This window comes from Sorangium sp. So ce367 (genome assembly GCF_051520455.1).
GTDB classification, from domain to species: domain Bacteria; phylum Myxococcota_A; class Polyangia; order Polyangiales; family Polyangiaceae; genus Sorangium; species Sorangium cellulosum_B.
Map to the genome: position 1 here is coordinate 2,862,024 of NZ_CP150334.1, position 23,943 is coordinate 2,885,966.

Here is a 23,943-nt window from a genome sequence, read left to right on the forward strand (position 1 = left end):
ACGCTAGAAGTTCGGCCGGGCCGGGACCGGCAAGGCAGCGCCAGAGGTCTTCGCGCCCGCCCGTGAGGGCGCGGTCCGTCGCGAGCCGGCGCTCCGGGGCGCCGGCGCGGGCTCCCGCGCGTGGGCGCTCGCGGTGGGGCTCTCGGCCGGTCCGAGGCGGGCCGCGCCGGCCGAGGGCTGCGGCTCGGCCGTGCGGGCTGGCTCGGGGCGGCTCTCGGGCGCAGGGCCCTGTGCGGTCGATGGTGCGGCGGCGGCCTGCGGCTGGACCTGCGACGCAGCGGGCGGCGCCGCAGGCGCGGGCTCGGCGCTGCCGTCCCGCGCGGTCATGGCGCGCAGGGAGAACAGCGCGGCGCCGAGGATCACGAGCGTCGCCAGCCCCGCCGCCGCGACGACGGCGACGCGCCGCCGGTCCCCGGTCGGGCGAGCGGCCTCCTGGTGGACAGGGTGTACAGCGACCTCCTGGTGGTCCTCGCTGCTCCTCTGCGCCCGCACCGCCGGCCGCTCGGAGATGCGCCGCTGCTGCGCCCGCACCGCCGGCCGCTCGGAGAGGGGCCGCTGCTCGCCGTCGCTCAGCCAGTGCACGGCGAGCGAGGTCCCGGTCACGTCCTCCACGACGCCGTTCTCGGTCGCCCAGCGCGCGAGCGCGACGCCCATCTCGCGCATGGTGCGCCACCTGTTGAAGCGCTCCTTCCCGAGGCCGCGCGCGATGATGGCCCACAGCGCCTCGTCGCCCACGCCGAGCGCGGTGATCGGCGTCGGATCCTTGACGAGGATCGCCGCCACGAGGTCGTGGTAGTTGCCGCCCTGGAACGGCTTCTGGCCGGTGATCGTCTCGTAGAGCACCACGGCGAACGCCCAGACGTCGGTCTGCCCGTCGACGTCGGTGATGCCGCGCGCCTGCTCGGGCGACATGTAATCGGGGCTGCCGAGCACCGTGCCCGCCTTGGTCATCTCGCCGCTCGCCGTCTCGCTCCACACCTTGGCGATGCCGAAGTCGACGATCTTCGGGGTGATGTCGCCGCGATCGTTCTTCACGAGGAAGATGTTCTCGGGCTTGAGATCGCGGTGGACGATCCTCCGGTCGTGCGCAGCGGCGACGGCGCTCGCGATGGGCAGGAGGATGCGGAGCGCCGCCGTGGGCGAGAAGCGCTTCCTGCGCTCGATCGCCTCGACCAGCTGCTCTCCCCGGAGCACCTCCATCACGATGTACGGGTCGCGGTGCTCTGACTCCCCGAAGTCGATCACGCGGACGATCGAGGGGTGATCGATCCGCGCGGCAGCGCGCGCCTCCTGGTGGAGGCGCACCGTCGCCTCGGTCGAGTTGACCTCGCGCCGGATGAACTTGATGGCGACGTCGATGTTGAGGACGTCGTTGTGGGCCAGCCACACCATCCCCATGCCGCCCTCGCCGAGGACGTAGCGCAGGCGGTACTTGCCGCCGATCACGTCGCCCTCGCGGTAGATGCGCCGCGCCGCCTTCCCCGGAGCGGGCGACGGCGTGCCGGCCTCCGGAGGCGGTGTCACGAGGGACGGATCGATGAGCTCCGGGTCGAGCGAGTCCGGAGCGCTGGCGCGCGGGAACGCCGCAGACGAGGCGAACGAGCGGTTCGCGCTCTCGGGCCGCGGGGTCGAGTCCGTCGACGAGGCGGGCGCGGAGGAGGAGCGCGGCGGCATGGAGCGAACGCAGTCTAACTTTGCTGGCCTCGCACAGCCATGGTCTCGCGCACCTGTACGTCGCTGCCTGCCCGCGCGCCGCTGCCTGCCCGCGCGCCGGCGCGCCGTCGGCGCATGGTCAGCGCGTGATCCATGCATGATCAGCGTACGATTCCGCAGGGATGCGCGTGCTCGCCGCGTGCGCACACATCGTGCGACGTGCGCCGTGCGCCGGCGGGGCGATGGCCGGACTTGTGCTCCACGAGGATCTTCACCCGCGGGCCGATGCGCACGGTGAGCGGGCCCGCGTGCTCGTGCACGTCGCCGTCGCAGACGTAGTGGACCACGCCCGACCTGGCCTCGAGCACCGCGCGCCGGGCGATCTTCTCGAACGTGTGCGCCTCGCCCATCGGCCGCGCCCGCCAGATATCGGGCAGCTTCCTGACGAAGCCGAGCGCGGAGGTGTGGATGCCCAGCATGTGGAAGCTCTCCGGGCGCTCGTCGTGGCGGTGGAACGGGCGGAACCCGAGGCCGATCTGGTCCACCGTGCCGGCGGCGACGGCGAGGTAGTCGCGGTCCGGGAACGCGGAGCCGTCCTCGAAGTGGACGCGGCCCTGCCAGCGCGCGGCGACCTGGGTGCCCGTGTTGAGGAGCACGGCGGCGCTCGCGCGGGCGAGGACCTTGGCGGCCCAGAGCGCGCTCCGCTCCTCGCTGCGGTTGTACTCGGCGATGAAGCCGTGGACGCAGCCGGTGCCGAAGATGAAGCCGTAGTGGGCGCCGATCTGCATCACGTGGCGCTCGATCCAGCGCAGCGGGTGCCGGCCGCGGTCGGTGTAGCGGGCGATGAGCCCCGCGAGCAGGCCGTCGGGGCGCCCGCGGGGGACGCCCACGGCGTTGGCCACGGTGTTCATCGTCCCGCCGCGCAGGAAGGCGATCGGCGGCAGCGGCTCGTTCTCGTAGACGTCGAGGAAGCCGGTGATGGTCACGTGGTTCGTGCCGTCGCCCCCGGAGATGCCGAGCACGTCGATGGAGAGCTTCCTGAAGTCCTCCGCGATCCGGGCGAGATCCTCGCGGGAGCGCGCGGCGCGGACGACGCCGTGGTCTCCGAGCGCGCGCGCGAGCCGGACCGCGGCGCGGGGATCGCTCAGGTTCTGGCGCGAGCGGGGGTTGATGATGACGCCGATGCCGCCCATCTAGCGCCGGCCTCGCGGCGACTTCCACCGCGGGTTGAGGTGGACCCGCACGACATCTGCCATCAGGCCGAGGTGGGCGCAGTGATCGGGCTTGTCGTCGCCGGTGTACCCGCGGACGTGGAAGTCGCCGCGGTCGAAGCGCTGGATCATGTCGAGGCCGAGCACGTCGGCGCGGGAGGAGCCCCTCGGCTTGCCCCGCAGCTGCCGCACGATGAAGTCCGCCGTCTCCGCCGTCGACGCGTAGCCGGGCGGCAGGATGGAGGAGTGGCTCATGAACATGAACGCCTCGCCCGCCGCGGCGCGCCTCGCGAACGCGATGAACGGCTCGATCTGCGCGACCTTGAGCTTGTGCTGCTGCTCGTCGGCGTACCCGGCGTGGAGCGAGTCGAGCAGCACGAGGGCGTCGACCCGCTTGCCGGCCGGCTGCCGTAGGATCTGCTCGACGGCGCCGTAGCCGGCGCTCCACGACGAGAGGCCGAGCTTGCGGATGTAGGCCTTCTTCTTGCCGGTCTTCTTCGCGACGGCGCGCTCGATGCTGTCGAGCAGGTTCTCGAAGACGTACGGCGCCGAGAACGCGCTCGAGTACGCGCCCGAGCCGATGCCCAGATCGATGCCGACGAGGACGGCGCCCTCGGCGGTCTTCACGAACTCCTTGCGGAGCGCCTCGTGGCCGTGGAAGTGGATGATGACGTCGAAGCCGCCGCGCTTCGTGACCCCGCCCCGGTGGGGCATGATCATCTGCCCGATCGAGGGCGCGCGGGACCACCGGTCGTAGACGCCCCAGCCCGGATCGGGCGTCATGCAGGGGTTGATGTCCCCGCGGCGCTTCTTCGAGGGGGTGGCGCGGCTGCTCGTCGCCCCGGGCCTGTCGCGCCGCGCCGCGCTGCGCTCGGCCGGATCCCGCGCGTCCGAGGCCGCGCCGCCGGCGCCGCCCGCGCCGCCCGACGGCGCGCCGGCCCCGGCGGCTCCGTCCGTCGAGGGCGCGCCGCCCTCCGCCGGAGGGCTGTCGGCCTGCGGCGCGGCGGCCTGCGCGGCGGCCGGAGGGCCGTCGGCCTGCAGCGAGGCGGCGTGCGTCGCGGGCGGAGCGTCGTCGGCCTGCGGCGCGGCGGCCTTCGGAGTGGCCGTGTCCTGCGCTGCTGCAGGGGGCGCGGCGAGCCACCAGGTGGCGGCGAGCAGCGAGAGGAGCGCCCATCGCCCGGACGGCCGGCGGGCCTGCAGGGGGTGTCTCATGTCGGGAGCGCCTCCATTCCATGGAACGGCGTGCGGATCGAGCGCTCGGTGCAGGGCCGCCGCCGCGCTGTGTTCGCGGGGACACCCCGCGGGAGTTCTGTGGTCGTGCGGAGGGTAGGCGCGACCCCTTGCGCCGGCCGGCGTCACGCTGCCGGCGTCACCCTGGCGGCGGCTTCCCGTGGGTGAGGGCGGCGCCCGCGTCGGCGGCGGCGAGGATGCGCTCCTCGGCCTGGGAGGCGAGCTTCTCGACCGCCGCGGCGGCGTCGGCGGGGGGCAGCGAGCGGAGGAACTGGATGAACTCGAGCTCGAGGCCGGGCTTCACGCCGCTCAGGACGAGCACGATGGGGATGGCCGGCTTCTCGACCTCGGCGAGCTCCGTGGTGCGGGCGCGCCAGCGGCCCGCGCCGAGGGCGAGGCGGAAGGCCCACTGCGCGCCGAGGCCGATGAGGAGGCCCGCCATGACGCCCGCGACGAACAGGTCGGCGTCCCTCGGGGCGAGGAGGGCCGCGGAGAACCCGCCGATGGCGGCGCCGATCACGAGGCCGGGCTCGCCGCTGTTGTGCGTCGCGGCGGTCTTCAGGATCTCCGCGGCCTGCATGCCCGGGCGCCCGCTGCGGACCGCGTCGCGCAGCGGGAGCAGCGTCGCGAGGCGGCGCATCGAGGCGGCCCGCACGCCCAGGTAGCTGATGAAGAGAGCGCAGACCGTCAGCCCGACGCCGACGCTCACGGCCACGCGCCGCGAGAAGACGCCCTGCGGCAGCGGCTCGCGGACCATCGCGGTGAGCGCGCGATCCCGGTCGCGCTCCGCGTTCGCCTTGAACGCCGCCTCGGCGTCCTTCGTGGCCTGCGCGACCTTGTCGGCCGGGATGTCGGCGACGAGCGAGAGCAGCTGCTTCGCCGCCTCGAACTGCTCGGCCTCCGCGGCGCCCGGCGGCGTGATCGCGGCCGCCTTGGCGATGGCCTCCCAGGCGGGGATGGCGTTCACCCGAGCCCCGAGGAGCGCCTCGGTCGCCTCGCGGCAGCCCGACAGGGTCTTGATCTGCTTGTAGAGCGGCTGGGCGGAGGCCCACGCGCCCTGCTTGTCCGGCTCCTTGGGCTTCGGCGGCGGCGGCGCGTTGCGGGGCGCGCGCCCCTTCGTGCTCGTCGCCGGCGGCGGCGGCGGCGCGGGGGGCGCCTCGCCCGGGTCGGGCATGCGCGCCGATTTCGCTGCCGCCTTGAACAGGTCGATCTCGACGATCAGCTTCTCGCCGGCGAGGGCGCACGCCCGCGCGGGCGCGACGCGGGCCTCGGACTCCTCGGCCTGGCGCCGCGCGCCCGGGTCGGGGACGAGCCTGCCCTCCACGGTGACGAGCCGGAGGACCGCCACGGCGATGCACAGCACGAGGATGGCCGAGGCGATGAAGGTGGCGCGGACCTCCTCGCGCCGGGTGTACTCGTTCACGCTGGCTCCCTCGGAAAGACCGGAGATGAGCAAGGCGCCGGCCGCGTCGGCGCGAGGTCGGCGCGCGCGAGCGCGGCCGCACGGCCGGAGCGGCACGAAGCGCCACGATCGGCGTCGCCGCCGTGACGGCAGGGGGACACCGAGGGAGCGTGAGCCCGTCGCATGCAGTTCACCGTTTAAACCAGATGCCGGACCGATACCACAGCGTCGCTCGCGATGGCGTCCGCTGCGTCCTCGCCGCCTCACGGCCTCACGGCGTCGCGGCCTCACGGCGTCGTGTTTGCTTCCATGGTCGGGCGCGGCGGTCGGGCGTCCTGGAACTTGCTCCGTCCCGGGACGCATCGTGTAAGGGTGCGGAGAAGGCGTGGAGGCTGCCGTTACATCCCACAAGCCCGTTGAGCCCGCGGCCGCGGCGCGCGCCGCGCTGCCCGAGCCGGGAGCGGAGGCGCCGAGGCGTGACGCCTCCTCGGACGCGCCCGGTGAGGCGGCGTCGCCCGGCGCGGTGGCGGCGCCCGGCGCGGTGGCGGGAGGGGCGCGCCGGGGCCTGTGGATCTCGTCGACCTACTTTGCCGAGGGCCTGCCCTACGCGATCGCGCACAAGGTGGCGGGGGAGTTCTTCACGGCGGCGGGGGCGAGCCTGGAGATCATCGGGCTGACGTCGCTCTACGGGCTCCCGTGGAACCTCAAGTTCCTCTGGAGCCCGCTGGTCGACCTCCACGGCAGCCCGCGGCGCTGGCTCGTGGCGGTCGAGATCGCGCTTGTCGCGATCGTCCTCGGGCTCGCTGCGGCGGCGGACAGCGGCGCGATATGGCTCGTGGCGGCGCTGTTCGGGGCGGTCGCGGTCGCCGCGGCGACGCACGACATCGCGGTCGACGGCTTCTACCTGCAGGCGCTCGACAAGGACGCGCAGGCGGCGTTCTCCGGGCTGCGGGTCGGCGCGTACCGGCTCGCGCTGCTCGCGGGCGCGCTGCTTGTCGCGTTCGCGGGCTGGGCCTCCTTTGGCGCGGCGTTCGCGGTCGCGGCAGGCGGGCTCGCGCTGCTCGCGATCGGGCACGCCGCGGGGCTGCCGCGCCCGGCCGCGACGCCCGGGGCCGGCGCCGCGCCCGGAGCGACCGGAGCGACCGGGCTGCGGCGCTACATCGAGCCGTTCCGTGTGTACCTGCGGCAGCCGCAGATCGCGTCGAGCCTTGCGTTCATCCTCTGCTACCGGGCAGGGGACGCGCTCATGTTCGCGATGTCGTCGCCGCTGCTGAAGAGCCTCGGCCTCGACACGGCGGCGCGCGGCAACGTCGGCGGGGTCGGGACGGTCGTCTCGATCGCCGGCTCGATCCTCGGCGGGGTGATCATCAAGCGGTGGGGGCTCGCGCGGACGATCTTCCCGATCGCGCTCGTGCAGAGCCTGGCGATCCTGCTGTACGTGGCGCTCGCGTGGGCGCGGCCGGCGCTCCCGTGGGTCGTCGCGCTCGTCACGCTCGAGCAGCTCGCCGCCGGCGTCGGGACGGCGGTGCTCGCGGTGTTCCTGATGCGGCGCTGCGTGGACGGGTACAAGTCGTCGCACTTCGCGATCGGGTCGGCGCTCATGTCGGTCTCCGCGACGTTCGCCGGCAGCGCGAGCGGCTACCTGGCCGCCAGCGCGGGGTTCACGGCCTTCTTCGCGATCGCGTTCGCGGCGTCGATCCCGGGGGTCGTCCTGTCGCGCCTGGTGCCGCGCGACTAGGGCCGCGGGTCGGAATCCCGCGAGGGATCTGCGTCGCGAGCGAAGAGAGAATTCAACGCAAAGGCGCAAAGACGCAAAGACGCAAGAAAGACAAAATGTCCTGCATTTTGCGCCTTTGCGTCTTTGCGCCTTTGCGTTGAACTCTCTGTCCCTCTGTCCGGACCTCCGGCGGGTGGAACCACGTAGATAGGACTCGTCCGCGCGATCCCGATGCAAGAGCCCACGTCCGCCTTCTCCGAGCCGAAGGCGCGCGTCGATCGCGCGCTGAGCCTGGTCTCCCTCGGCCTCCTGGCGCTCCAGGCCGCGCTCGACGCGCCCGCGTTCCCGCGCGCGACGCTCGCCGTCGCCGTGGTCGCGGCCCTGGTAGCGCTGCTCGCGGCCCGCGTGGCGCAGGGGCCGGCGCGCGCCGTCGCGGCGCTCGTGGCGTGCATCGTGGTGGCGATGCGGCTCGGCGTCGTCTGGCAGCTCGCCATGATCCTGGCGCTCGCGGCCTACGGCGGCCTCGCGCGGCTCGCGCCCGCGCTGCGCCCGCCCGAGGGCTGGCGCGCGGCCGGCGGGCTCCCGAAGCGCTGGACGGCGCTCGTCGGCGGCGTCACGCCGGTCGCGCTCGTCGGGTGGCTCGCGCTCGCCCGGCCCGATCTCCGCGACATCACCGGCTCGGAGCTGCTCCAGGTGTCGACGCCGTTGCTCATCGCGGGAGGCGCGGTCTTCGCCGTGCTGAACGCCACGCTGGAGGAGGTGATCTGGCGCGGCGTGCTCCAGCCGAGCCTCGCTGCGGCGTGGGGCGCGCGCGTCGCGGTGGTCCTGCAGGCCGCCTCGTTCGGCGCGCAGCACGCGCACGGGTTCCCGCGGGGGCTGCTGGGCGTCTTCCTGGCGGGCAGCTGGGCCGTGATGCTGGGCCTGTTGCGGCAGCGCTCCCGCGGGCTCCTTGCGCCCGTGCTCGCGCACATCGTCGCGGACGCGACGATCGCCGCCCTGGTGATCGGCATGCTCCGCTGAGCGCGTCAGGGCCGGAGGCCGAGCAGATCAAACGCGCCCAGCAGCGCCGAGCGCGCCCACGACCCCTGGCCGCGGGGCGCGCGCCGCGAGGCGGGCAGATCCCAGAGCCGCTCGAAGTGCGCCGCGAACGCGGCGACGAAGGCCGGATCGCGGGTCTCGAGGTCGGTCTCGAGCCACGCGCGCGAGAACGAGTTGGGCGTGAAGTTGGCCTGGCCGCCCACGAGCATCGGCCGAGCCCCCAGCCGCGCCGCGGTCTTGAGGTGCATCATCGCCCCGCCGCGCGAGTCGTGCACGCGCAGCGCGAAGCGGTCGGGCCACCGCGCTTCGGCCTCGAGCGCGCGGGTGATCCCGTGGTGATTGACCAGGTTGCGGATGAGCCACCCGGCCGCGGGGGGCAGCGGGAGCGCGTCGATGGAGTCGATGAGCACACGCACCCGGGCGCCGCGCGCCGCCGCGCGATCGAGCGCCTCGAGCATCGGCAGGTCCGAGAGGTACGTGGTCGCGACGAGGAGCTCGTCGCCCGCCTCCGCGCCGTCGAACAGGTCCGCGAGGCGCTCGCGGATCGCCTCGTGCTCGACGAGCGCGCACGTCTCGTCGCCCGTTGCGGTGAGCGCGCCGGGCGGCGGGAGAGGGACGCGCAGGCCGCCGGCGTACCCCGGCACCGGCGCGAGCGTGGGCGTCAGGGAGGGGCCCTCGGTCCCGAGATCGTCGGGCTCGCGCGCGGCGCGCGCGGCGTCTGCGACGAGCGCGTGGAGCGCGGCGCGGCCCTCGGCGCCGAGCGCCTGCGGGAGGGTGAGCGCCTCGCCGATCGCCGCCATCGCGACGCGCCAGAGCCGGCGGGCCACGGCGCCCGTCAGCCAGAACAGGTTCTCGTGCCAGTCGAACGCCGCGTCGATGAAGTTGTGCGACGTGATCGCGCCGGCGCGCCCGCCGTCGATCACCAGGTTCTTCCGGTGGTCCTCGACGTTGTGCAGCACCTGCCAGCGGTTCTGGTGCTCGACCCAGTCCTCGATCGGCGCGCGCCCGCGCGCGTGGTCGAGGTGGAAGTTCATCCGGGGCAGGAGCCGGCGGCGCCGGTCAAAACGCGCGCCGAACAGGCAGGCGTTCAGCACGAGGACGCCCGCGTCCGCGAGGCGCCTCCGCACCAGCACGCCGCGGCGGCGCGTCAGGGCGGGGTTCGCGGGCGTGTTGCTGTCCAGGATCACGACGATGGTCACGTCGGGCCGCGCGCGCTTCTTGGCGATGAGCCAGTCGGCGACGGTGTCGGCGTAGGGGAACGCGCCCGGGCGCGGCAGCAGCGTGGTCTGGTCGCCGTTCGCCGCGAAGAGGTACATCTGCAGGACGACGCTGCGCTCGGCGGCCTCGATGAGGTCGCGGCACGCTGAGAGGATGCCGTGGCTGTCGCCGATGTACGCGAGCCCGGAGCTCACGCGGGATCCGTGCGCAGCGCGCGCCGCAGCGCCCAGCAGAGGGGCCGCGCTCCCGCGAGCCCGCGGCCCTCCAGCTTGCGCGTGAAGCTCTCGGTGCCCCAGCGATCGGACTGCGTCGGGGCGCGCGCGCCGAGCCGCCGCCGCTGCGCGGCGTCGAGGCCCAGCTCGCTGCCGGCCGAGGCCACCAGGCGGCGCCAGGCGTCGCCGACCACGCCGTCGACGTACACCAGGAAGGGGAGCGCGAGGGCCGTCTGGATCGCGGCGAGCCAGCGCGGACAGCGCTCGTTCAGGTGCAGGAGCACGCGCTCGTCGATGGCGACATGCGGCGCCTCCTCGCGCGCGTGCAGGGCCATGATCTCGGCGACGAGCGCCGCGCTCTGGTCAGGCCGGGCCTCGATCGCCCGCGGCACGAAGAGCGTGATCTCCTCGAAGTACCACGCGAGCAGGAAGAACGTGCCCGCCGGGGCGAGGCGCAGCGCCGCGTCGTCACCGCGGCCCCAGCGCAGGAAGCGCGGCGGGGCCGCGTCGGTCGGGTAGAGATCCGGCCGGAGCCTGTGCAGGAGCCGGCCGAACATCTCCGCGTGCGTGCGCTCCTCGGCGACGAAGCGGGCGACGACGGGCGCGGACAGGTACGGCGCGCGGTGGGCCGACCGCTCGAGGTACCGGATGACGTAGCCCTCGAAGTGGATGAACAGCTCGCACGTGAAGCACGCGAACAGCCGGTTGATCGCGACGCGCTGGCGCTCGGTGAGCCCGAGGCCCGCGACGTCCATGTAGTGCGCCTCGGGGATCACCAGCGCCTCGGGCGGGATCGGGCGCGTCCAGTCGATGCGCTCCCAGCGCCGGCGCACCGCCGCGTGGAGCCGGTCCTCCCTCGCGGCGGCCTCTCCGTCGTGGGGCGGCGTCCGAGGGCTGCCTTCGTGGCCGGAGAGCGCGGGATCGGCGGAGATCTGAAGGCTCACGATGGCACCGTCCTCTCGGTCGACGCGACCGGGCGCTCGTCTGCGGCCGCGGGCGCTGGGCCGGCCGCGGGCGCTGGTGGCGACCACGTGGGCAGCTCGCAGAGCCCGCCGCCGAGGAAGAGGTGGTGCCACAGCTGCGTGGTGACCACGGCGGTGTAGCTCCCGTCGGCGACGATCCTCCGCGGGGCGAGCGCGGGCAGGATCCGCTGGAAGCGCTGCTCGCGCGCGACCTTCGCGGGCGAGAAGTAGCCCGTCTTGCGCAGCGACTCGGGGCTCACGAGCTGCGCGATCCAGCGGGGCTGGGGCCCGAGCGCGCAGAGCGCGTGGGCCTTGAACATGCCCTTGGGCGGGTCGGCGATGTCGCGCGGGAGCACCCGCCGCGCCACCTCGCGCAGGAGCCACTTCTCCCGCAGCCCGCGGAGCTTGTACGTCGGCGAGAGGCCGCAGGCGAGGTCGACGAAGGCCTCGTCGAGGAAGGGGTAGCGGTGCTCCACGCCCGAGCGCATCGCCGCGCGGTCGCCCTTGCCCACCAGGAGGTGTCCGGCCAGCATCAGCTTGTACTCCACGTAGAGCGACCGATTCAGCGGATCCCAGCGGCGCATCCGCGCCGGCGCGATGTCGAGCTCGGAGAACGGGTCGTGGCCCGCGACGCGATCGCCCATCGTATCCGAATAGAACAGCCAGCGCGCGCGGGAGAGCGGCTCGTACAGGTCGAGGAGGCTCGGGCGAACGTCGCCGAAATGGTCCTGGAACGTGGGCGCGGGTGTGCCGGGCGCCGCGAGCTCGGCCAGCGTGGTGCGGATCGCGCGTGGCAGGGCGGGGTGGACGCGGGCGAGGCGCTCCATGGCGCGGTGGGTCTTGTGCCAGACGTAGCCGCCCATCGCCTCGTCCGCGCCCTCGCCCGTGAGCACGACCTTGAACCCCCGGCGCGCGGCGCGCTCGGCCAGGAGGAGCACGCACCCGTCGGCCGTGTCCATCACGGGGCCCTCGGCGGCCTCCACCACGCGCGGGAGGGCCTCGAGGATCTCCGTCGGCGAGGGCACCAGGGTCTCGAGCCGCGCGCCCAGGCGCGCCGCGCTGCGGGTCGCGCGGCGGCGCTCGTCGGGCCCGGCGCCGTCGAAGCCGACGGTGAACGACGCGATGGGCGCGTCGCCGCGGGCCTCCCGGGCGAGGCCGAGCACCAGCGTCGAGTCGAGCCCGCCGCTCAGGTACGTCGCCACCGGGCCGTCGGAGACGAGGCGGCGCTGCACGGCGTCGCGCAGGCAGGCGCGCGTCTCCTCGATCAGCGCGTCGAGCGAGGCGACGCGCCGCTCCTCGCCCTGGGCCGGGAAATCCAGGTCCCAGTAGCGCCGCTGCTCCACCGCGCCGCCCTGCGCGCGGAGGTAGTGCCCGGGCCAGATCGAGCGCACGCCGCGGAAGCACGTCCGCTGCGTGCCCGCGGCGAACAGCGAGAAGACGTGGTCGATGCCCGCCGGATCGGCCTCGGGGCGTACGAGCCCGCTCGCCAGGATCGCCTTGATCTCCGAGGCCCAGAGGAGCCAGCCGTCCGCCTCCGCGTAGTGGAGCGGGCAGATCCCGATCCGGTCGCGGCCGAGCAGCAGCGTGCGCGCCTCGCGATCCCAGAGCGCCACGGCGAACTGCCCGCGCGCGCGGGAGAACGCGCCCTCGCCCGCGTCGAGGTAGAGCCCGGGCCACAGCTCGGTGTCGCACCGCGTGCGCAGCGTGTGCCCACGCGCAGCGAGCTCGCGGCGCAGCTCGGCGTGGTTGAACAGCTCGCCGTTGTACGAGGCCCACACGCGGCCGCCCGCGTCGGCCATCGGCTGGCGGCCGCCTGCGACGTCGACGATGGCGAGGCGCCGCGTGGCCATGGCGATCCCTGGCGCTGAAAAGGAGGCGCCGTCGTCCGGGCCGCGGTGCCGCACGCTCGCCGCCATGCGGTCGAGGCGCGCCGGATCGAACGTGCGTCGCCCGGCGAGGTCCAGCGCTCCGACGATGCCGCACATGATCGAGCGTTACCTCCCCGTGTCCCCGAGCAGATGCCGCCGGAGCCAGCGCCAGCCGAGGCGGGGGCCGAGGCGCACCGCGACGGCGCGTACGAGCGCCCGGCTCGCGCGCGCGTACGCGGCGTATCCGCGCCAGATCCGCAGCGTTGCGCGCTCGATCGCGAGCGCGTCGCCGGGGGCCGCGCAGGCGTCCATGAACCGCGTGATGGCCTCGATCGACCACGCGGTGTGGCCCGACGCGGCGTTGTCGATCGTGTTGTGCAGGTCGAAGAAGTACGGGTCGATCCGGTGGCGCCGCAGGATCGCGGCGGCCATCGCGTACCCGCGCCCGATGCCGGCCATCTCGATCGCCAGGTTGAGGCCGAGCAGCTCGGGCAAGAGCTCGGTGGACCCTTGCGCGAACGCGAGCCAGAGCACGGGCATCGAGAACGCCTGCGGGAGGAAGTCGGGTCGTTCGATGAACGCGCGCGCGTCGCACGGCGGCAGCGTCACGCCCTGCTCCGCGAGCGCCCTGCGCAGCACGTTGCCGTGGTGCTGGGCGGGCACGCCCGCACCGAGCTCGTCGCGGTAGATCCGGAGCAGGAGCGACGCGACCGGCGTGTGGAGCGCGCCGGGGACCGTCATGCCCTGGAGCCAGGCGCCGTCGATCACGGCCGCCGGCGCGAGCTGGGTGAGCAGCCAGACGGCCTCGCCACGCGTGATCTCGCGCGCGATGCCCGCGTCGTCCGGGGGCTGCATGGGGTCGCGCGCGGGGTGTGGGGCCGCATGCGGTCCCACCGTGGACCGCGCGTGGGGGTGCCCTTCCTCGAAGATCTGCTCGCGCAGCCGCGCGTCGACCCAGCGCGAGAGCCCCGCGGCGGACCAGGGCCAGCGCCCATCCGCGGCGAGCCGGGCGGGGGACACCTCGGTGTGCACCTCACGGAGCATCGCTTCGACGTGTGCCCGCGCGAGCGCGCCCGCCTCGCGGTCCACGTCCCCGGGCCCGCGGGCGCAGAGCAGCCGGTGGTACAGCTCCGGTAGAGGGAGCCCTGCGCGCACCTGCGCGCGAGGCGTGGATCCGCCTCGGCGATTCACGTCGATCGAGGGTCCCTCGTGATCGACGCGCGGCGAGCCCTCACGCTCCTCCGCGACGCGCGTCGCGCGGAGGGCGGCCGGAGGTTCCGGCGCCTCGATCAGCGCGCGAATCCAGGCGCGCATCACGTCGACCTCGGCGTCGGTGAAGACGCCGAACATCGGCCCGCCGAACTGCACGGCGCGGGTGACCAGCGGGCTCTCGTCGGGCCTCCCCGGCACGATCCAGGGCGAGCGCGCGAGGCGCAGGAGGACGCGGCGCGCGTCGAGCCGCGCCGGATCGAACGCGTCGTCGAGCGCCTGTCCGTCGATCCGGACGCGGCCGTGAAATCCGAACGCGTGGCGCGCCTTCGCCTCGACGAGCGCCAGCATCGCCTCCCACGCGGACGGCGCGGTGGCGGGCCGGAGCGACGCCAGCCACGCGCGCCGCGCGGCCCAGAGCGACCAGGCGCCGCGCCACACGCGCGACCAGTCCGGCGCCCCGCCCGCGGCGTACGCCTCGAGGCACCGCCGCGCCAGATCGCGGGCCCGGCGGGCCGTCTCCGCGCCCTCCGCGTGCTCGGCGAAATACAGGCCGTCGCAGCGCGCGCGCGACGCAGCCTGGCGCACCGCTGCGGGCGGGCCCAGCACCGTGGCCGCCGCGTGGTGGCCCAGCGCCTCGGGCAGCCTCGCGGCCCCGAGCTGCGCGGCGCGGAGTCCCGGGATCGCGAGCGCGAAGTCCGCGTCGGCGAGGCAGACGGAGCGCTCGAAGGCGGGGCTCCCGAGATCGGGCAGCGCGAGCCCCGCGGCGGCCAGCGCGGCGCCGTATAGGGCGCCGTGGTGCCGCGCGGGGTCGCCCTCGCCGCACTCGAGATAGAACGCGTCAAGGCAGGCCGCACCGAGCGCTCCGTCCGCGTGGCGCACGCGTACCGCCGCGGCGAGCCAGCACCCGTCGAGCATCGCGGTCGGCGCGTAGCCGAGCAGGACCCGCGCCGGGTCGGCGCTCTCGTCGCCGGGCGCGGCGCCTCGCTCGTCCTCGTCGCGGAGCGCGGCCAGGGCCGCAAAGAACGCGTCGAGGCTGCCGGGGGCCGCGGCTTCCGGCGCGGGCTCGTCCGCGAGATCCTCCGGGGCCGGCTCGTCGGCCCGCAGCCTGCGGTAGATCGCGCGCGGCGACGCGACCGAGGCGCGCGATCCAGGGCTCGCCGCGCGGTCTGATGCGACGGTATGAAGGGCGTTCATACGACCGGACGACGCAGGCTGCCGGCGTCTACCCGCATCCGAACGACGTTATGCGGGCGCGCGACCGGCGTCCATACAGGGCACGGATCTCACGCGAGCCGCTGCAGGAGCCCCGCGAGCCCCAGCGCCACCAGCGCCCACCCGAGGCCGCGCACCAGGTGCCCGTGCCATGCGCCGAGCCGCTCGCGGTAGCGCGCCAGCAAGCGCCCGAGCGTCGCGAACCAGCTCACCACGCCCACGGCTGCGCCCACCGCGAGCGCGGCCGCGTGGGCCGGCGCGACGGCTGGCGCGAGGGCAGGGTACGCGCGGAGCACAGCGCACGACGCGATCCACGACGCCAGGAACGACGGATTGAAGGCGACGAGGACGAACCCGGTCAGGAGCGCCGATGTCGCGCGCCCGGAGGAGGGCGCCTCGGCGGCGCGCCGAGGCGCGAGCGCCAGGGCGAGGCCCATCGCCACGACGAGCGCGGCGCCGCCCGTCCGCAGGGCGCGATCGATCGCGGGGTGCGCCTCGAGGACCCACCCGAGCCCGCGCGCCGCGGCGAGCGCCCAGAGCCCCTCCGCGAGGGCTCCTCCGATGGCGAGCAGCAAGACGCGCCGGGACTGCCCCGCGAGCGCGGCGGCCACCAGCAGGACGGCCAGCGGCCCCGCCGCCGGGATCGAGCCGAAAGAGCCGAGCAGGAACCCCACGACCAGCGCGAGCGCCATGGTTCATCATTATCAGCGTGCACTTCATCAGCGTGCACTTCGTGCTTTCGCTTGAGCGCGGATCCATGCCCCTTGAGACGATTTGGCCTCCGCTGGCGCAGCCAGGAGGGGTATGGCCGGCGGCGCTGGGTCGAGGTTCATTCACACAACAAGGAGACCAGTTGAATGTCGGTAATTGCAGCGCGGCGACCGAATACTGGTACGTGAATACGGCGGCTCTCGCGACGCGTCGCGGGCCCGGGGATGCCGGCGGCCTGCGAGGGAGCGAAGGCGGGCGGCCCGGCCCGTTGACCGCGAGGAGCGCAAGCGGCGAGACTGCCCCCGCCATGAGCGAGAGGCCGGCCCCCAATCCTTTCCAGCCCCCGCAGGCGAGCCTCAGCCTTGGGCCGGCGCGGGCGCACGGATCCGCCGGCAAGGCGCTGCTCTTCGGCTTGCTCGCAGACCTCGGGCTCACGATGGTGCTCGCGACTGCGTTCTTGTTCGCCTATGCGGTGTTCCTTGCCTCCATGGGCGCGACCGACGACGGTCTCGCGAAGGCACTCACGTCGCCCTCGGAGGGCTTCACGATCACCCTCACGGTGATCGGCACCTTCGGTTCCGCGATCGGTGGCTACACCTGCGCCCGCACCGCGCGGCACATGGAGTACCGGCTGGCGTGGGTGCTCATCGCGCTCTCGCTCGTGCTGGGATGGGTGCTCGTGGGAGACGGGACATCCGTGACGCTGGCGCTCGTCACGACTGTCCTCACGATCGGCGGCACCCTGTTCGGCGCCTGGGTCGGCGCACAGCAGAATCGGCGGCGGGGGTAGACTCCATGCCCCGCGTGATGCCCGAGCTCGAGACGGAGCGCCTGCGGATCCGCCCCTTCACCCGCGGGGATCTGGATGCCTGCCATCGAATCCTGGATGGCGGCGACGAGCCGGGAATGAGCCTGGAGCAGCGCCGAGAGTGGCTCGAGTGGTGCGTGTTGAACACCAGGTTCCTGGCCGAGCTGTACCAGCCGCCGTACGGGGAGCGAGCCGTGACGCTCAGGGACGGCACGCTGGTTGGCGTGGTCGGCGTCGTGCCCTTCGTCGACTCGCTGCGCGGCGGTCCGGGCGGCGTCGCCAGCGCGGACGTCGCGCTGTACTGGTTCATCGCGGCCGAGCTGCGTGGCCGCGGCCTGGCCGCCGAGGCCGCCCGAGCGGTAGTGCGCCACCTGTTCGACGAGGAGCGCCTCGACCAAGTCATCGCCACGACCGAGCCCGACAACCTCGCGTCGCAGGCCGTGATGCGCAAGCTCGGCATGACTGTCGAGCGGGCGCCGAACCCCCACGCGCCCCGGCCGCGTGTGATCGGGACGCTGACACGCTACGCCTTCCGCTGAGCTCCGATCGCACGCTGCACGACGCAGCACACCCTTTTCTGGCAGTTCGACCCGGTCGTCGCCTCAGCGCAGCGCCAGCGTGAACGCGAGCCCGAGGCTCACGCGCAGATCATGGACCGCCTGCACATCCAGGGCGGGCGGCAGCAGCCGGTATTCGCCCTCGATCACCGCGGCGATGGGCTGATCGTCGATCGCGGCCAGGATCCTCTCGACGTGCGCGGCCGAGCGCACGAGGACTCGCCAGCGCTCCTCGCTCGTCCAGTGCGGGACGACGTCGCCCCGACCATCGAAGACCGTCAGCCCGTCGCCGCTCTGGAGCCGCAGCCGCAGCGAGCCCGCGGTCATCGGTGCGATCCGGTGGACCACCCTGGGCTCACCGAGCGTGCGGCGCGCGGGCGCGCCCTTGGGAGAGGGGGACTCCGCGTAAGCGTCGATGTCGTAACGGACCCCGAGCCCGATCTCGAAGCTGCGGCCCGCCTCGCCCGTGCGCCACGGATCGAGGATCGCCGTGGCGCGCGCCACGCCGACCCGGATCAGCGGCGCCGGCGATCCGTCGCCCTCGCGCCGCGGGATCGAGGGGATGCTCACCCGGCCCACCTCGGCTTCCACGCCGATGTCGAAGGGGAAGGGGACCGCGATCGGCGGCGACATCGGCAAGACCACCCGCGGCGATTCGTCGTGCCGCAAGAACGACGCGCCGTACAGCGCCGCGTCGAGCGCGGGCACGCCGTCGAGCGCCTGCCCCGCCGGAGACACCCGGCCGGCGAGGACGCGGTGATCCGCCTGCCAGACCACGCGGCCAGGCCCGGAGCCTGTCACGCTGCGCGCGCGGTAGGACAGGCCCGCGTCGATCTCGGGCTCGATCTCGATCGCCCCGCCCGCGCCCCGGTGCAGCGCGGACGCGACGCCGAGCCACACCCGGCTCGCCGGGTCGAAGCGCACGCGGAAGCGCCGGCCTTCCTCGGAAACAGCGGTATCGCCGCTGCCCGCGCGCTCGCTCTCCTCGCGCGCCGGCTCGGCGCGGCCGGCGCGCGGGGAGAGCGCCGCGGCCGCCGCCATGACGAGCAGCGCGGCGAGGCGCCGAGCCGTCACGGGTCCTCGAAGGCGGGCATCGGCTCGAACACCCGTGGGGGAGCCCAGAACGACACCCGCAGGCCCGCGGCGGCCTTGACCTCCACGTCGCGAATGTCGCTGTCGAGGTCGTTGCGGCTCACCCCCATCGCGGCGAGCCGCAGCGAGATGGGCTGATCGTTGATCGCGAGGAGGATGCCCTCGTAGGCGATGGTGGCCTCGAGTCGGTTCATCGCCTCTCCCCTCCCGCTCCCGGCCGCGATGCTCGGGCGCCGGTAGGTGAACGCGGTCGAGAGCGCGTGGAGGCCGCCCTCGCCGAGGCTGAAGCGCGATTTGAGGGCGCCCGTCGGGCCGACGTACAGAGCGCCGGTGTCCAGGCCGTCGTCGATCTCCGATCGGCGCTCCCAGTACTCCCCCAGATCGGCGCCCGCCTCGAGCCGGATGTGGCTGTACATGTCGTTCGACTGCCACGGACTCCACGCGAGGTGGACCTCGCCGAACTCCACGTCGAGCGTGTCGCGGCGCGCGGGAGGGCGGTCGTTCACCGACACAACCCGGAAGCCCCAGCCCATCCGCGGCGAGATCGCGTGAAGCCGCGGCCTGCCAACGAAGGTGCTGAGCCAGTGGGCCGGCCGCCGGTGCAGGTGCTGGTAATCGTAGCTGAAGAGCACCCCGGAGAGCTCGAGATCGTCGAACGTGGCCGTCCCCTCGAGGATGCGCATGTCATGGCGGGCGCGGGAGCGCGTCGAGAGCACGCTCACGTGGATGCCGGCCTCGGCCCTCCCGCGGCCCAGTGGGAAGCTCGCGGGCACGGGGAGCCCGTTCTCTCCATGGAACGTGGGCAGCCAGGACGCGCCCAGGTAAAGCCGATTCAGGAGATCGAACTTGACCTGAAATGCCTTGCCGTCGGCCGAGCGCGCGTAGCCCGGCGGCGCTTCTGGGATCGCGGCGACGAGGCGGGCGCCGCGCGCGGTCAGGGCCCGGTAAGCCTCGGTGTCTTCAACCACGTTGCACGGCTGCACCTTGTCGAGCGCGCCGCCGTCGTGGGCCAGGTGATCGGGCGCGACGAGGCAGCGCTCGCCCTCCGGCCCTGGCTCGCATTGTACGCGCACCGCGCCGCCGTTCGGCGACCGGATGCAGCGAACCGGCTTGTCCCAGGAGAGCTGCGGCGGCTCGTCGGGACGGGCAGGCGCGGACCAGAGCATCGCCGCCGACAGGGGGGCGAGCCACGCGTGAATCCAAGGCAGACGTCGTCTCAAAGCATCCTCACGAGGCAAAGGAGCTCCACGGCGGCAAAGCCGCCCGCGCTGTACGCGAGCGTTTCATCAGGCGCTTCGCGGGCGTCGGAGGCGACAAAGCACGCGTCGTGCCCTGCCAGACGGTGTCGGGGCGCGCGCCGCGCATGCCGAAAATTCCGAGAATTCAGAATGTACCGACTACTTCGCGGGGGCGAGGTGCGAAGTGATCAGCGCGGCGACCCCTGAATGAGGAGCAATGCATTACCCAGGTGCGCAGGGTGCTTCACAGCAGGTTGCGGGCGCCTCGCCATCGGCGGTCGCGGCTCGCGTCGTTCGGGTCGAGCCACCGGCGTCGAGCGACCGGCGACGTCGTAGTCGCCGCGCAGGTTCGAGTGGAACCTCTGATTCTCCGGGGGGTACCCGCAGTGGAACGCCCGGTCGTAGACGAGGTTGTCACTCCACTCCGTCAGAGCGAACTCATGTCGATGAGCTCGAGTCGGCCCTCGAGTTCCTGCTCGACGATGACGTCGACGAGCCCGCCGATGCGCAGCTCGCGCGCATCAAGGAGTTCCACGCGCAGGACGGCCAGCGCTCCAGCGCCCTCTCCCAGGGGCTCCGCGATCACGCGGGGCTCGCGACCTCGGCCGGCGCTCAGCCCTCGTAAGCTCCGCCGTCCCGCCCGCGCCGCGCGCTCCTTCCGTTCTGCCGTGCGTCCCTCCTCCGTGACAACTTGACAACCGCACCCGTTGGCCGGGCGCGTCTCCGCAATCCATGCTCCCGCCCGCTTGCGCCCCGCCCGCGACCGGCGCAACCCTCGGGCTCATGCAGACCCGCGCGCGTCACCCGCCGCTCCCGCGCTCCACCGGGCCGATCCTGGTCGCCGTGGCCGCGGCCCTCTCTCTGTCCGGGCCGAAGCTTGCCCCGGCAGCTCCGCCCGAGGCCACGTCCTCGCCACCGAAGTCCGCGCCGGCCGCGGCTCCGAAGGCTGCGCCAGCTTCAGCCCCGGCGGCCGCGCCGGCCGCGGCCCCGGCATCCGCGCCCGCCGCGGTGGCTCAGGCCGCGGCCTCCCAGGCGCCGAAGCTCGACATCCCGTTCACCAAGTACACCCTCAAGAACGGCCTTACCGTGATCCTCCACGAGGACCGCGCGCTGCCGATGGTCGCCCTGAACCTCATGGTCAAGGTCGGCTCGCGGTTCGAGGAGCCGGGGCGCACCGGCTTCGCGCACCTGTTCGAGCACCTCATGTTCATGGGCACGCGCCGCGTCCCCACGAAGCAGTTCGACGCCTGGATGGAGGCCGAGGGCGGCTGGAACAACGCGTGGACCAGCGAGGACCGGACCGCCTACCACGAGGTGGCGCCGGCCCACGCGCTGCCGCTCCTGCTCTGGCTCGAGGCCGATCGGTTCTCGTCGCTCGTGGACAGCATGGACCTCCCGAAGCTCAACGCGCAGCGCGACGTCGTGCGGAACGAGCGCCGCCAGACGAGCGAGAACGAGCCCTACGGCAAGGTCGACCTGCTCATGCCCTCGCTCATGTACCCGGAGGGACACCCCTACCACCACCCCGTGATCGGCTCGCACGAGGATCTCCAGGCCGCGACCGTCGACGACGTCACGACGTTCTTCCGGCGGTGGTACGTGCCGAACAACGTCTCCCTCGTCGTGGCCGGCGACTTCGATGCGCAGAAGACGCGCGATCTCATCGAGCGGCTCTTCGGCGGCATCCCGGAGCGGCCCGTCCCCGCGGCGACAACGCCCTCGCCCGTGAAGCTGAGCGGCGTCGTGCGCAAGACGATCGAGGACAACGTGAACCTCCCCAAGGTGATCATGGCCTGGCACAGCCCCGCGCACTTCGCGCCGGGCGACGCCGAGCTCGACCTCCTCGCCACGGCGCTCGAGCAGGGGAAGGCGAGCCGCCTCTACAAGGCCCTCGTCTACGACAAGCAGCTCGCCCAGGAGGTGAGCGCCGTGCAGCGCTCCGGCGATCTCGGCTCGACGTTCACCGTCGAGGCGATCGCGCGTCCAGGCGTGCCGCTCGAGAAGGTCGAGGCCGCCATCGACGCCGAGCTCGCCAAGGTGCGGGACGCGAAGCTGAGCCGCGAGGAGCTCGATCGGGCCAAGAACCAGTACGAGACCGCCTTCGTGACGGCGCTCGAGTCGGTCGCCGGCCGGGCCTCGATGCTCAACCAGTACGAGACGGCGAAGGGCCAGCCCGGGTTCGTGGAGCAGGATCTGAAGCGCTACCGCGACGCGACCGCGGAGTCGCTGCAGGCGTACGCGAAGAGCACCCTGGACCCCAACGCCCGGGTGATCCTGCGGGTCGTGCCGAAGGGCAGCGAAGAGGCGAAGAAGGCGGTGACGAAATGAGAGCGAGACACGCAGGCGCGATGATCGCGCTGGTCGCCGCGGCCCTCGGCTGCGAGCCGAGGACGCCGGCGCAGTCCGCTGCCCGGGCGGAGGCGCCGCGTCCGAGCGCCCCGCCGGCGGCCGCGAAGCCTGCGGACCCGCTCGGGCCCAGGCCGGAGCTGCCGAAGCCGCAGCCGTTCACGCCGCCGGCGCCGGTGGTGCTCGACGGGCCGAACGGCGTGAAGGTGTGGCTGCTCGAGCGCCACACGCTGCCTATCGTGTCCGTGGCCATCGGCGTCGCGTCGGGAGCGGCGGACGATCCGAAGGGCGCGGCGGGGCTCGCGCACATCACCGCGGACATGCTCGACGAGGGCGCGGGGACGCGGAGCGCGGTGGAGCTGTCCAGCGCGATCAACGACCTCGGCGCGACGCTCTCGGTCGGGGCGCGCGCCGACGGCAGCGTCGCGACGCTCTCCGTGCTGAAGAAGAACTTCGACAAGGCGTTCTCGCTGCTCGCCGACGTCGTCGCGCGCCCGCGGTTCGAGGCGAAGGAGTGGAAGCGCGTCAGCGAGCTCTGGCAGAACGACCTCAGGAAGCGCGGAGACGACGCGACGCGGGTCTCGGGGCTCGTCTCGATGGCCGCGCTCTACGGGCCGGGCACGCCGTACGGGCACCCCGTCGACGGCCTGGTCGCGGACGCCAGGTCGATCGGGCTGCCGGCCGTGAAGGCGTTCTACAAGGCGGCGTGGCGCCCGGACCACGCGGTGATCACCGTGGTCGGCGACATCACCCGGGACGAGCTGCAGCAGGCGCTCTCGCGCGATCTCGGGACGTGGTCGGCGAAGGGCGCCACGGCGAGCGCCGCGCCGGCCGCGAAGGGCGCGGCGGCGAGCGCAGTGCAGGGCGCGGCGGCCGCCGCGCCGGCGTGGAAGCCGCCGCGGCTCGTGCTCGTCGACCGCCCGGGGGCGCCGCAGTCGGTGATCGCGGCCGTGCGGGAGGGGGTCGCGGCGAGCGATCCTCGGCGGCCGCTGCTCCAGCTGATCAACTCCGCGCTCGGCGGCTCGTTCACGTCGCGCCTGAACCAGAACCTGCGCGAGGATCACGGCTGGTCCTACGGCGCCGGCTCGGCGTTCACCGAGACGAGGCTGCCGGGCGCGTTCGTGGCGCGGGCCTCCGTCGTCACCGAGGCGACGGGACCCGCCCTGAAGGAGATGCTCGCCGAGCTCGCCAAGATGGCCGACTCCGGGCTGACCCGGGACGAGCTGGCGAAGGTGCAGGCGCAGGACCGCGCGGATCTCGTCTCCGCCTACGAGACCGTGAACCGCACCGCCCAGCGCCTCGGTACGCTGGCGCGGCTGAAGCTGCCGGAGACGTTCGACGGCGACGCGAGCAAGGCGCGGCAGAGCGCGACGCTGGCGAGCCTCGCGGAGCTCGCGAGGGCCGTGGATCCGAAGACGGCGACCGTCGTGGTGGTGGGACCGCGGCAGGAGATCCTGCCGCAGCTCCAGGGGATCGGCCTCGGCGAGCCGGAGGCGTGGGACGTCGAGGGGCAGCCGATCCAGCCGAAGAAAGAGCCCTGAGCGGCGCGCGCCCTGGCCAAGCGCTCCTCCCGCCGCGCGGGCAGCGGGAGGAGCGGGCGGCACGAGCGCGCCCTCAGGGCGCGGTCGGCTCGAAGTCGATCGGACTGCTGGGCGCGCCCTCGTGCAGGACGCCGTCGCCGAACCAGTAGACGAAGCGGGGCTCCTCCGCCCCGTCGAGGTGGGCCTCCAGCCGGACGATGGCGCCCGGGGTGGTGGCGAACGTCATCGCGTCGATGTCCGAGCCGGTCTCGGCGTGGAAATACGCGACGCCGATGTCGACGAGGCGCGTCTCGTCCGTCTTCTCGATCTCGATCCCCGCCAGGTCGATGAGCTCGGACGCCGTGTCGACCGAGGCATAGAGATCGAAGCTGCAGACGACCTTGGAGATGTTGGTGTCGCAGGTCGTCCAGAGCGTCCACGTCCCGCCCTCCGTGTACTCGACGAAGACGCCGACGCCCTCGCCCGGCTCGGTGCTCAGGGTGGCGTCCGTGTCGATGGCGACGCGCCGCACGTCGTCCGCGGGCGGCGGGGGAACGGTGTCGTCGTCGCCGTCGTCCCAGTCGTCGTGGACGTGATGGCCATCGTGGTCGCGGTCCTCGTCGACGATGATGCAGCCGGCCGAGGCGAGGGGCGCAGCGACGAGAAGGAACGACCACAGCCCCAGTGAACGACGCTTCACAAAGTCAGCGAAAAGAGTCATCGGATCTGCTCCTGC

The 23,943-nt window shown here is 73.7% G+C and carries 19 protein-coding genes; 6 read left to right on the top strand and 13 right to left on the bottom strand.

Annotated features, from left to right (window positions below; translation table 11 throughout):
- Positions 1-3: 3 nt before the first annotated feature.
- The 4 genes from WME97_RS11155 to WME97_RS11170 form a co-directional block, all read right to left on the bottom strand.
- Positions 4-1,674, bottom strand: coding sequence for a protein kinase domain-containing protein (locus tag WME97_RS11155; protein ID WP_437551880.1), 1,671 nt, complete (start codon positions 1,672-1,674; stop codon positions 4-6).
- Between the two features lie 140 nt (positions 1,675-1,814).
- Positions 1,815-2,846, bottom strand: coding sequence for a diacylglycerol/lipid kinase family protein (locus WME97_RS11160; protein WP_437551881.1), 1,032 nt, complete (start codon positions 2,844-2,846; stop codon positions 1,815-1,817).
- Positions 2,847-4,076: a hypothetical protein gene (locus WME97_RS11165; RefSeq protein WP_437551882.1), complete on the bottom strand. Its 1,230-nt coding sequence runs from the start codon at positions 4,074-4,076 to the stop codon at positions 2,847-2,849.
- Positions 4,077-4,233: 157 nt separating this feature from the next.
- Positions 4,234-5,517 carry a hypothetical protein gene (locus tag WME97_RS11170; protein WP_437551883.1) on the bottom strand — a complete coding sequence of 428 codons (1,284 nt, stop codon included), beginning with the start codon at positions 5,515-5,517 and terminating at the stop codon, positions 4,234-4,236.
- A gap of 364 nt (positions 5,518-5,881) precedes the next feature.
- Between WME97_RS11170 and WME97_RS11175 the strand changes: the two genes are divergently transcribed.
- Positions 5,882-7,234, top strand: coding sequence for an MFS transporter (locus tag WME97_RS11175; RefSeq protein WP_437551884.1), 1,353 nt, complete (start codon positions 5,882-5,884; stop codon positions 7,232-7,234).
- A gap of 210 nt (positions 7,235-7,444) precedes the next feature.
- Positions 7,445-8,233, top strand: coding sequence for a CPBP family intramembrane glutamic endopeptidase (locus WME97_RS11180; protein WP_437551885.1), 789 nt, complete (start codon positions 7,445-7,447; stop codon positions 8,231-8,233).
- Positions 8,234-8,238: 5 nt separating this feature from the next.
- On the opposite strand, the gene WME97_RS11185 is transcribed toward WME97_RS11180, so the two are convergent.
- The 5 genes from WME97_RS11185 to WME97_RS11205 all read right to left on the bottom strand — a co-directional run bounded on the left by WME97_RS11185 (position 8,239) and on the right by WME97_RS11205 (position 15,627).
- The gene (locus tag WME97_RS11185) at positions 8,239-9,663 is read right to left on the bottom strand and encodes a phospholipase D-like domain-containing protein (RefSeq protein WP_437551886.1); all 1,425 of its coding nucleotides are present in this window, start codon (positions 9,661-9,663) and stop codon (positions 8,239-8,241) included.
- Positions 9,660-10,625, bottom strand: a complete 966-nt coding sequence (locus WME97_RS11190) for a diiron oxygenase (RefSeq protein ID WP_437551887.1) — start codon at positions 10,623-10,625, stop codon at positions 9,660-9,662. The genes WME97_RS11185 and WME97_RS11190 overlap by 4 nt, the downstream gene beginning before the upstream one ends.
- Entirely contained in the window at positions 10,622-12,628 is a 2,007-nt protein-coding gene (gene asnB / locus WME97_RS11195; RefSeq protein WP_437551888.1) for an asparagine synthase (glutamine-hydrolyzing), read from the bottom strand. The genes WME97_RS11190 and asnB overlap by 4 nt, the downstream gene beginning before the upstream one ends.
- Before the next feature lie 9 nt (positions 12,629-12,637).
- Positions 12,638-14,917 carry an iron-containing redox enzyme family protein gene (locus WME97_RS11200; protein ID WP_437551889.1) on the bottom strand — a complete coding sequence of 760 codons (2,280 nt, stop codon included), beginning with the start codon at positions 14,915-14,917 and terminating at the stop codon, positions 12,638-12,640.
- 89 nt (positions 14,918-15,006) lie between these two features.
- The gene (locus tag WME97_RS11205; protein ID WP_437551890.1) at positions 15,007-15,627 is read right to left on the bottom strand and encodes a LysE family transporter; all 621 of its coding nucleotides are present in this window, start codon (positions 15,625-15,627) and stop codon (positions 15,007-15,009) included.
- A 326-nt stretch (positions 15,628-15,953) separates the two neighbouring features.
- Between WME97_RS11205 and WME97_RS11210 the strand changes: the two genes are divergently transcribed.
- Both WME97_RS11210 and WME97_RS11215 read left to right on the top strand, forming a co-directional pair.
- On the top strand, positions 15,954-16,436 hold the full coding sequence (locus tag WME97_RS11210; RefSeq protein WP_437551891.1) for a hypothetical protein: 483 nt from the start codon (positions 15,954-15,956) through the stop codon (positions 16,434-16,436).
- Positions 16,437-16,453: 17 nt separating this feature from the next.
- Positions 16,454-16,993 (top strand): GNAT family N-acetyltransferase, encoded by a 540-nt coding sequence (locus WME97_RS11215; protein WP_437551892.1) that lies wholly within the window; start codon positions 16,454-16,456, stop codon positions 16,991-16,993.
- Between the two features lie 63 nt (positions 16,994-17,056).
- Here the strand turns inward: WME97_RS11215 and WME97_RS11220 are convergent, their stop codons facing one another.
- The 3 genes from WME97_RS11220 to WME97_RS11230 all read right to left on the bottom strand — a co-directional run bounded on the left by WME97_RS11220 (position 17,057) and on the right by WME97_RS11230 (position 19,927).
- Entirely contained in the window at positions 17,057-18,085 is a 1,029-nt protein-coding gene (locus WME97_RS11220; RefSeq protein ID WP_437551893.1) for a hypothetical protein, read from the bottom strand.
- On the bottom strand, positions 18,082-19,323 hold the full coding sequence (locus tag WME97_RS11225) for a hypothetical protein (RefSeq protein ID WP_437551894.1): 1,242 nt from the start codon (positions 19,321-19,323) through the stop codon (positions 18,082-18,084). The genes WME97_RS11220 and WME97_RS11225 overlap by 4 nt, the downstream gene beginning before the upstream one ends.
- 445 nt (positions 19,324-19,768) lie before the next feature.
- Complete coding sequence (locus WME97_RS11230; RefSeq protein WP_437551895.1) at positions 19,769-19,927, bottom strand: hypothetical protein; 159 nt, start codon at positions 19,925-19,927, stop codon at positions 19,769-19,771.
- Between the two features lie 197 nt (positions 19,928-20,124).
- Between WME97_RS11230 and WME97_RS11235 the strand changes: the two genes are divergently transcribed.
- Entirely contained in the window at positions 20,125-21,669 is a 1,545-nt protein-coding gene (locus WME97_RS11235; protein WP_437551896.1) for a M16 family metallopeptidase, read from the top strand.
- Complete coding sequence (locus tag WME97_RS11240) at positions 21,666-23,228, top strand: M16 family metallopeptidase (protein WP_437551897.1); 1,563 nt, start codon at positions 21,666-21,668, stop codon at positions 23,226-23,228. Before WME97_RS11235 ends, WME97_RS11240 begins: the two co-directional genes overlap by 4 nt.
- Before the next feature lie 73 nt (positions 23,229-23,301).
- On the opposite strand, the gene WME97_RS11245 is transcribed toward WME97_RS11240, so the two are convergent.
- Positions 23,302-23,928, bottom strand: a complete 627-nt coding sequence (locus WME97_RS11245) for a hypothetical protein (protein WP_437551898.1) — start codon at positions 23,926-23,928, stop codon at positions 23,302-23,304.
- Positions 23,929-23,943: the final 15 nt, after the last annotated feature.

What these genes read in the sequence shown, in the direction of transcription:
- WME97_RS11155 (WP_437551880.1), bottom strand. Translation starts at nt 1,674, where the DNA reads ATGCCGCCGCGCTCCTCCTCCGCGCCCGCCTCGTCGACGGACTCGACC.
- WME97_RS11160 (WP_437551881.1), bottom strand. Translation starts at nt 2,846, where the DNA reads ATGGGCGGCATCGGCGTCATCATCAACCCCCGCTCGCGCCAGAACCTG.
- WME97_RS11165 (WP_437551882.1), bottom strand. Translation starts at nt 4,076, where the DNA reads ATGAGACACCCCCTGCAGGCCCGCCGGCCGTCCGGGCGATGGGCGCTC.
- WME97_RS11180 (WP_437551885.1), top strand. Translation starts at nt 7,445, where the DNA reads ATGCAAGAGCCCACGTCCGCCTTCTCCGAGCCGAAGGCGCGCGTCGAT.
- asnB (WP_437551888.1), bottom strand. Translation starts at nt 12,628, where the DNA reads ATGTGCGGCATCGTCGGAGCGCTGGACCTCGCCGGGCGACGCACGTTC.
- WME97_RS11200 (WP_437551889.1), bottom strand. Translation starts at nt 14,917, where the DNA reads ATGAACGCCCTTCATACCGTCGCATCAGACCGCGCGGCGAGCCCTGGA.
- WME97_RS11205 (WP_437551890.1), bottom strand. Translation starts at nt 15,627, where the DNA reads ATGGCGCTCGCGCTGGTCGTGGGGTTCCTGCTCGGCTCTTTCGGCTCG.
- WME97_RS11210 (WP_437551891.1), top strand. Translation starts at nt 15,954, where the DNA reads ATGAGCGAGAGGCCGGCCCCCAATCCTTTCCAGCCCCCGCAGGCGAGC.
- WME97_RS11215 (WP_437551892.1), top strand. Translation starts at nt 16,454, where the DNA reads ATGCCCGAGCTCGAGACGGAGCGCCTGCGGATCCGCCCCTTCACCCGC.
- WME97_RS11235 (WP_437551896.1), top strand. Translation starts at nt 20,125, where the DNA reads ATGCAGACCCGCGCGCGTCACCCGCCGCTCCCGCGCTCCACCGGGCCG.
- WME97_RS11240 (WP_437551897.1), top strand. Translation starts at nt 21,666, where the DNA reads ATGAGAGCGAGACACGCAGGCGCGATGATCGCGCTGGTCGCCGCGGCC.
- WME97_RS11245 (WP_437551898.1), bottom strand. Translation starts at nt 23,928, where the DNA reads ATGACTCTTTTCGCTGACTTTGTGAAGCGTCGTTCACTGGGGCTGTGG.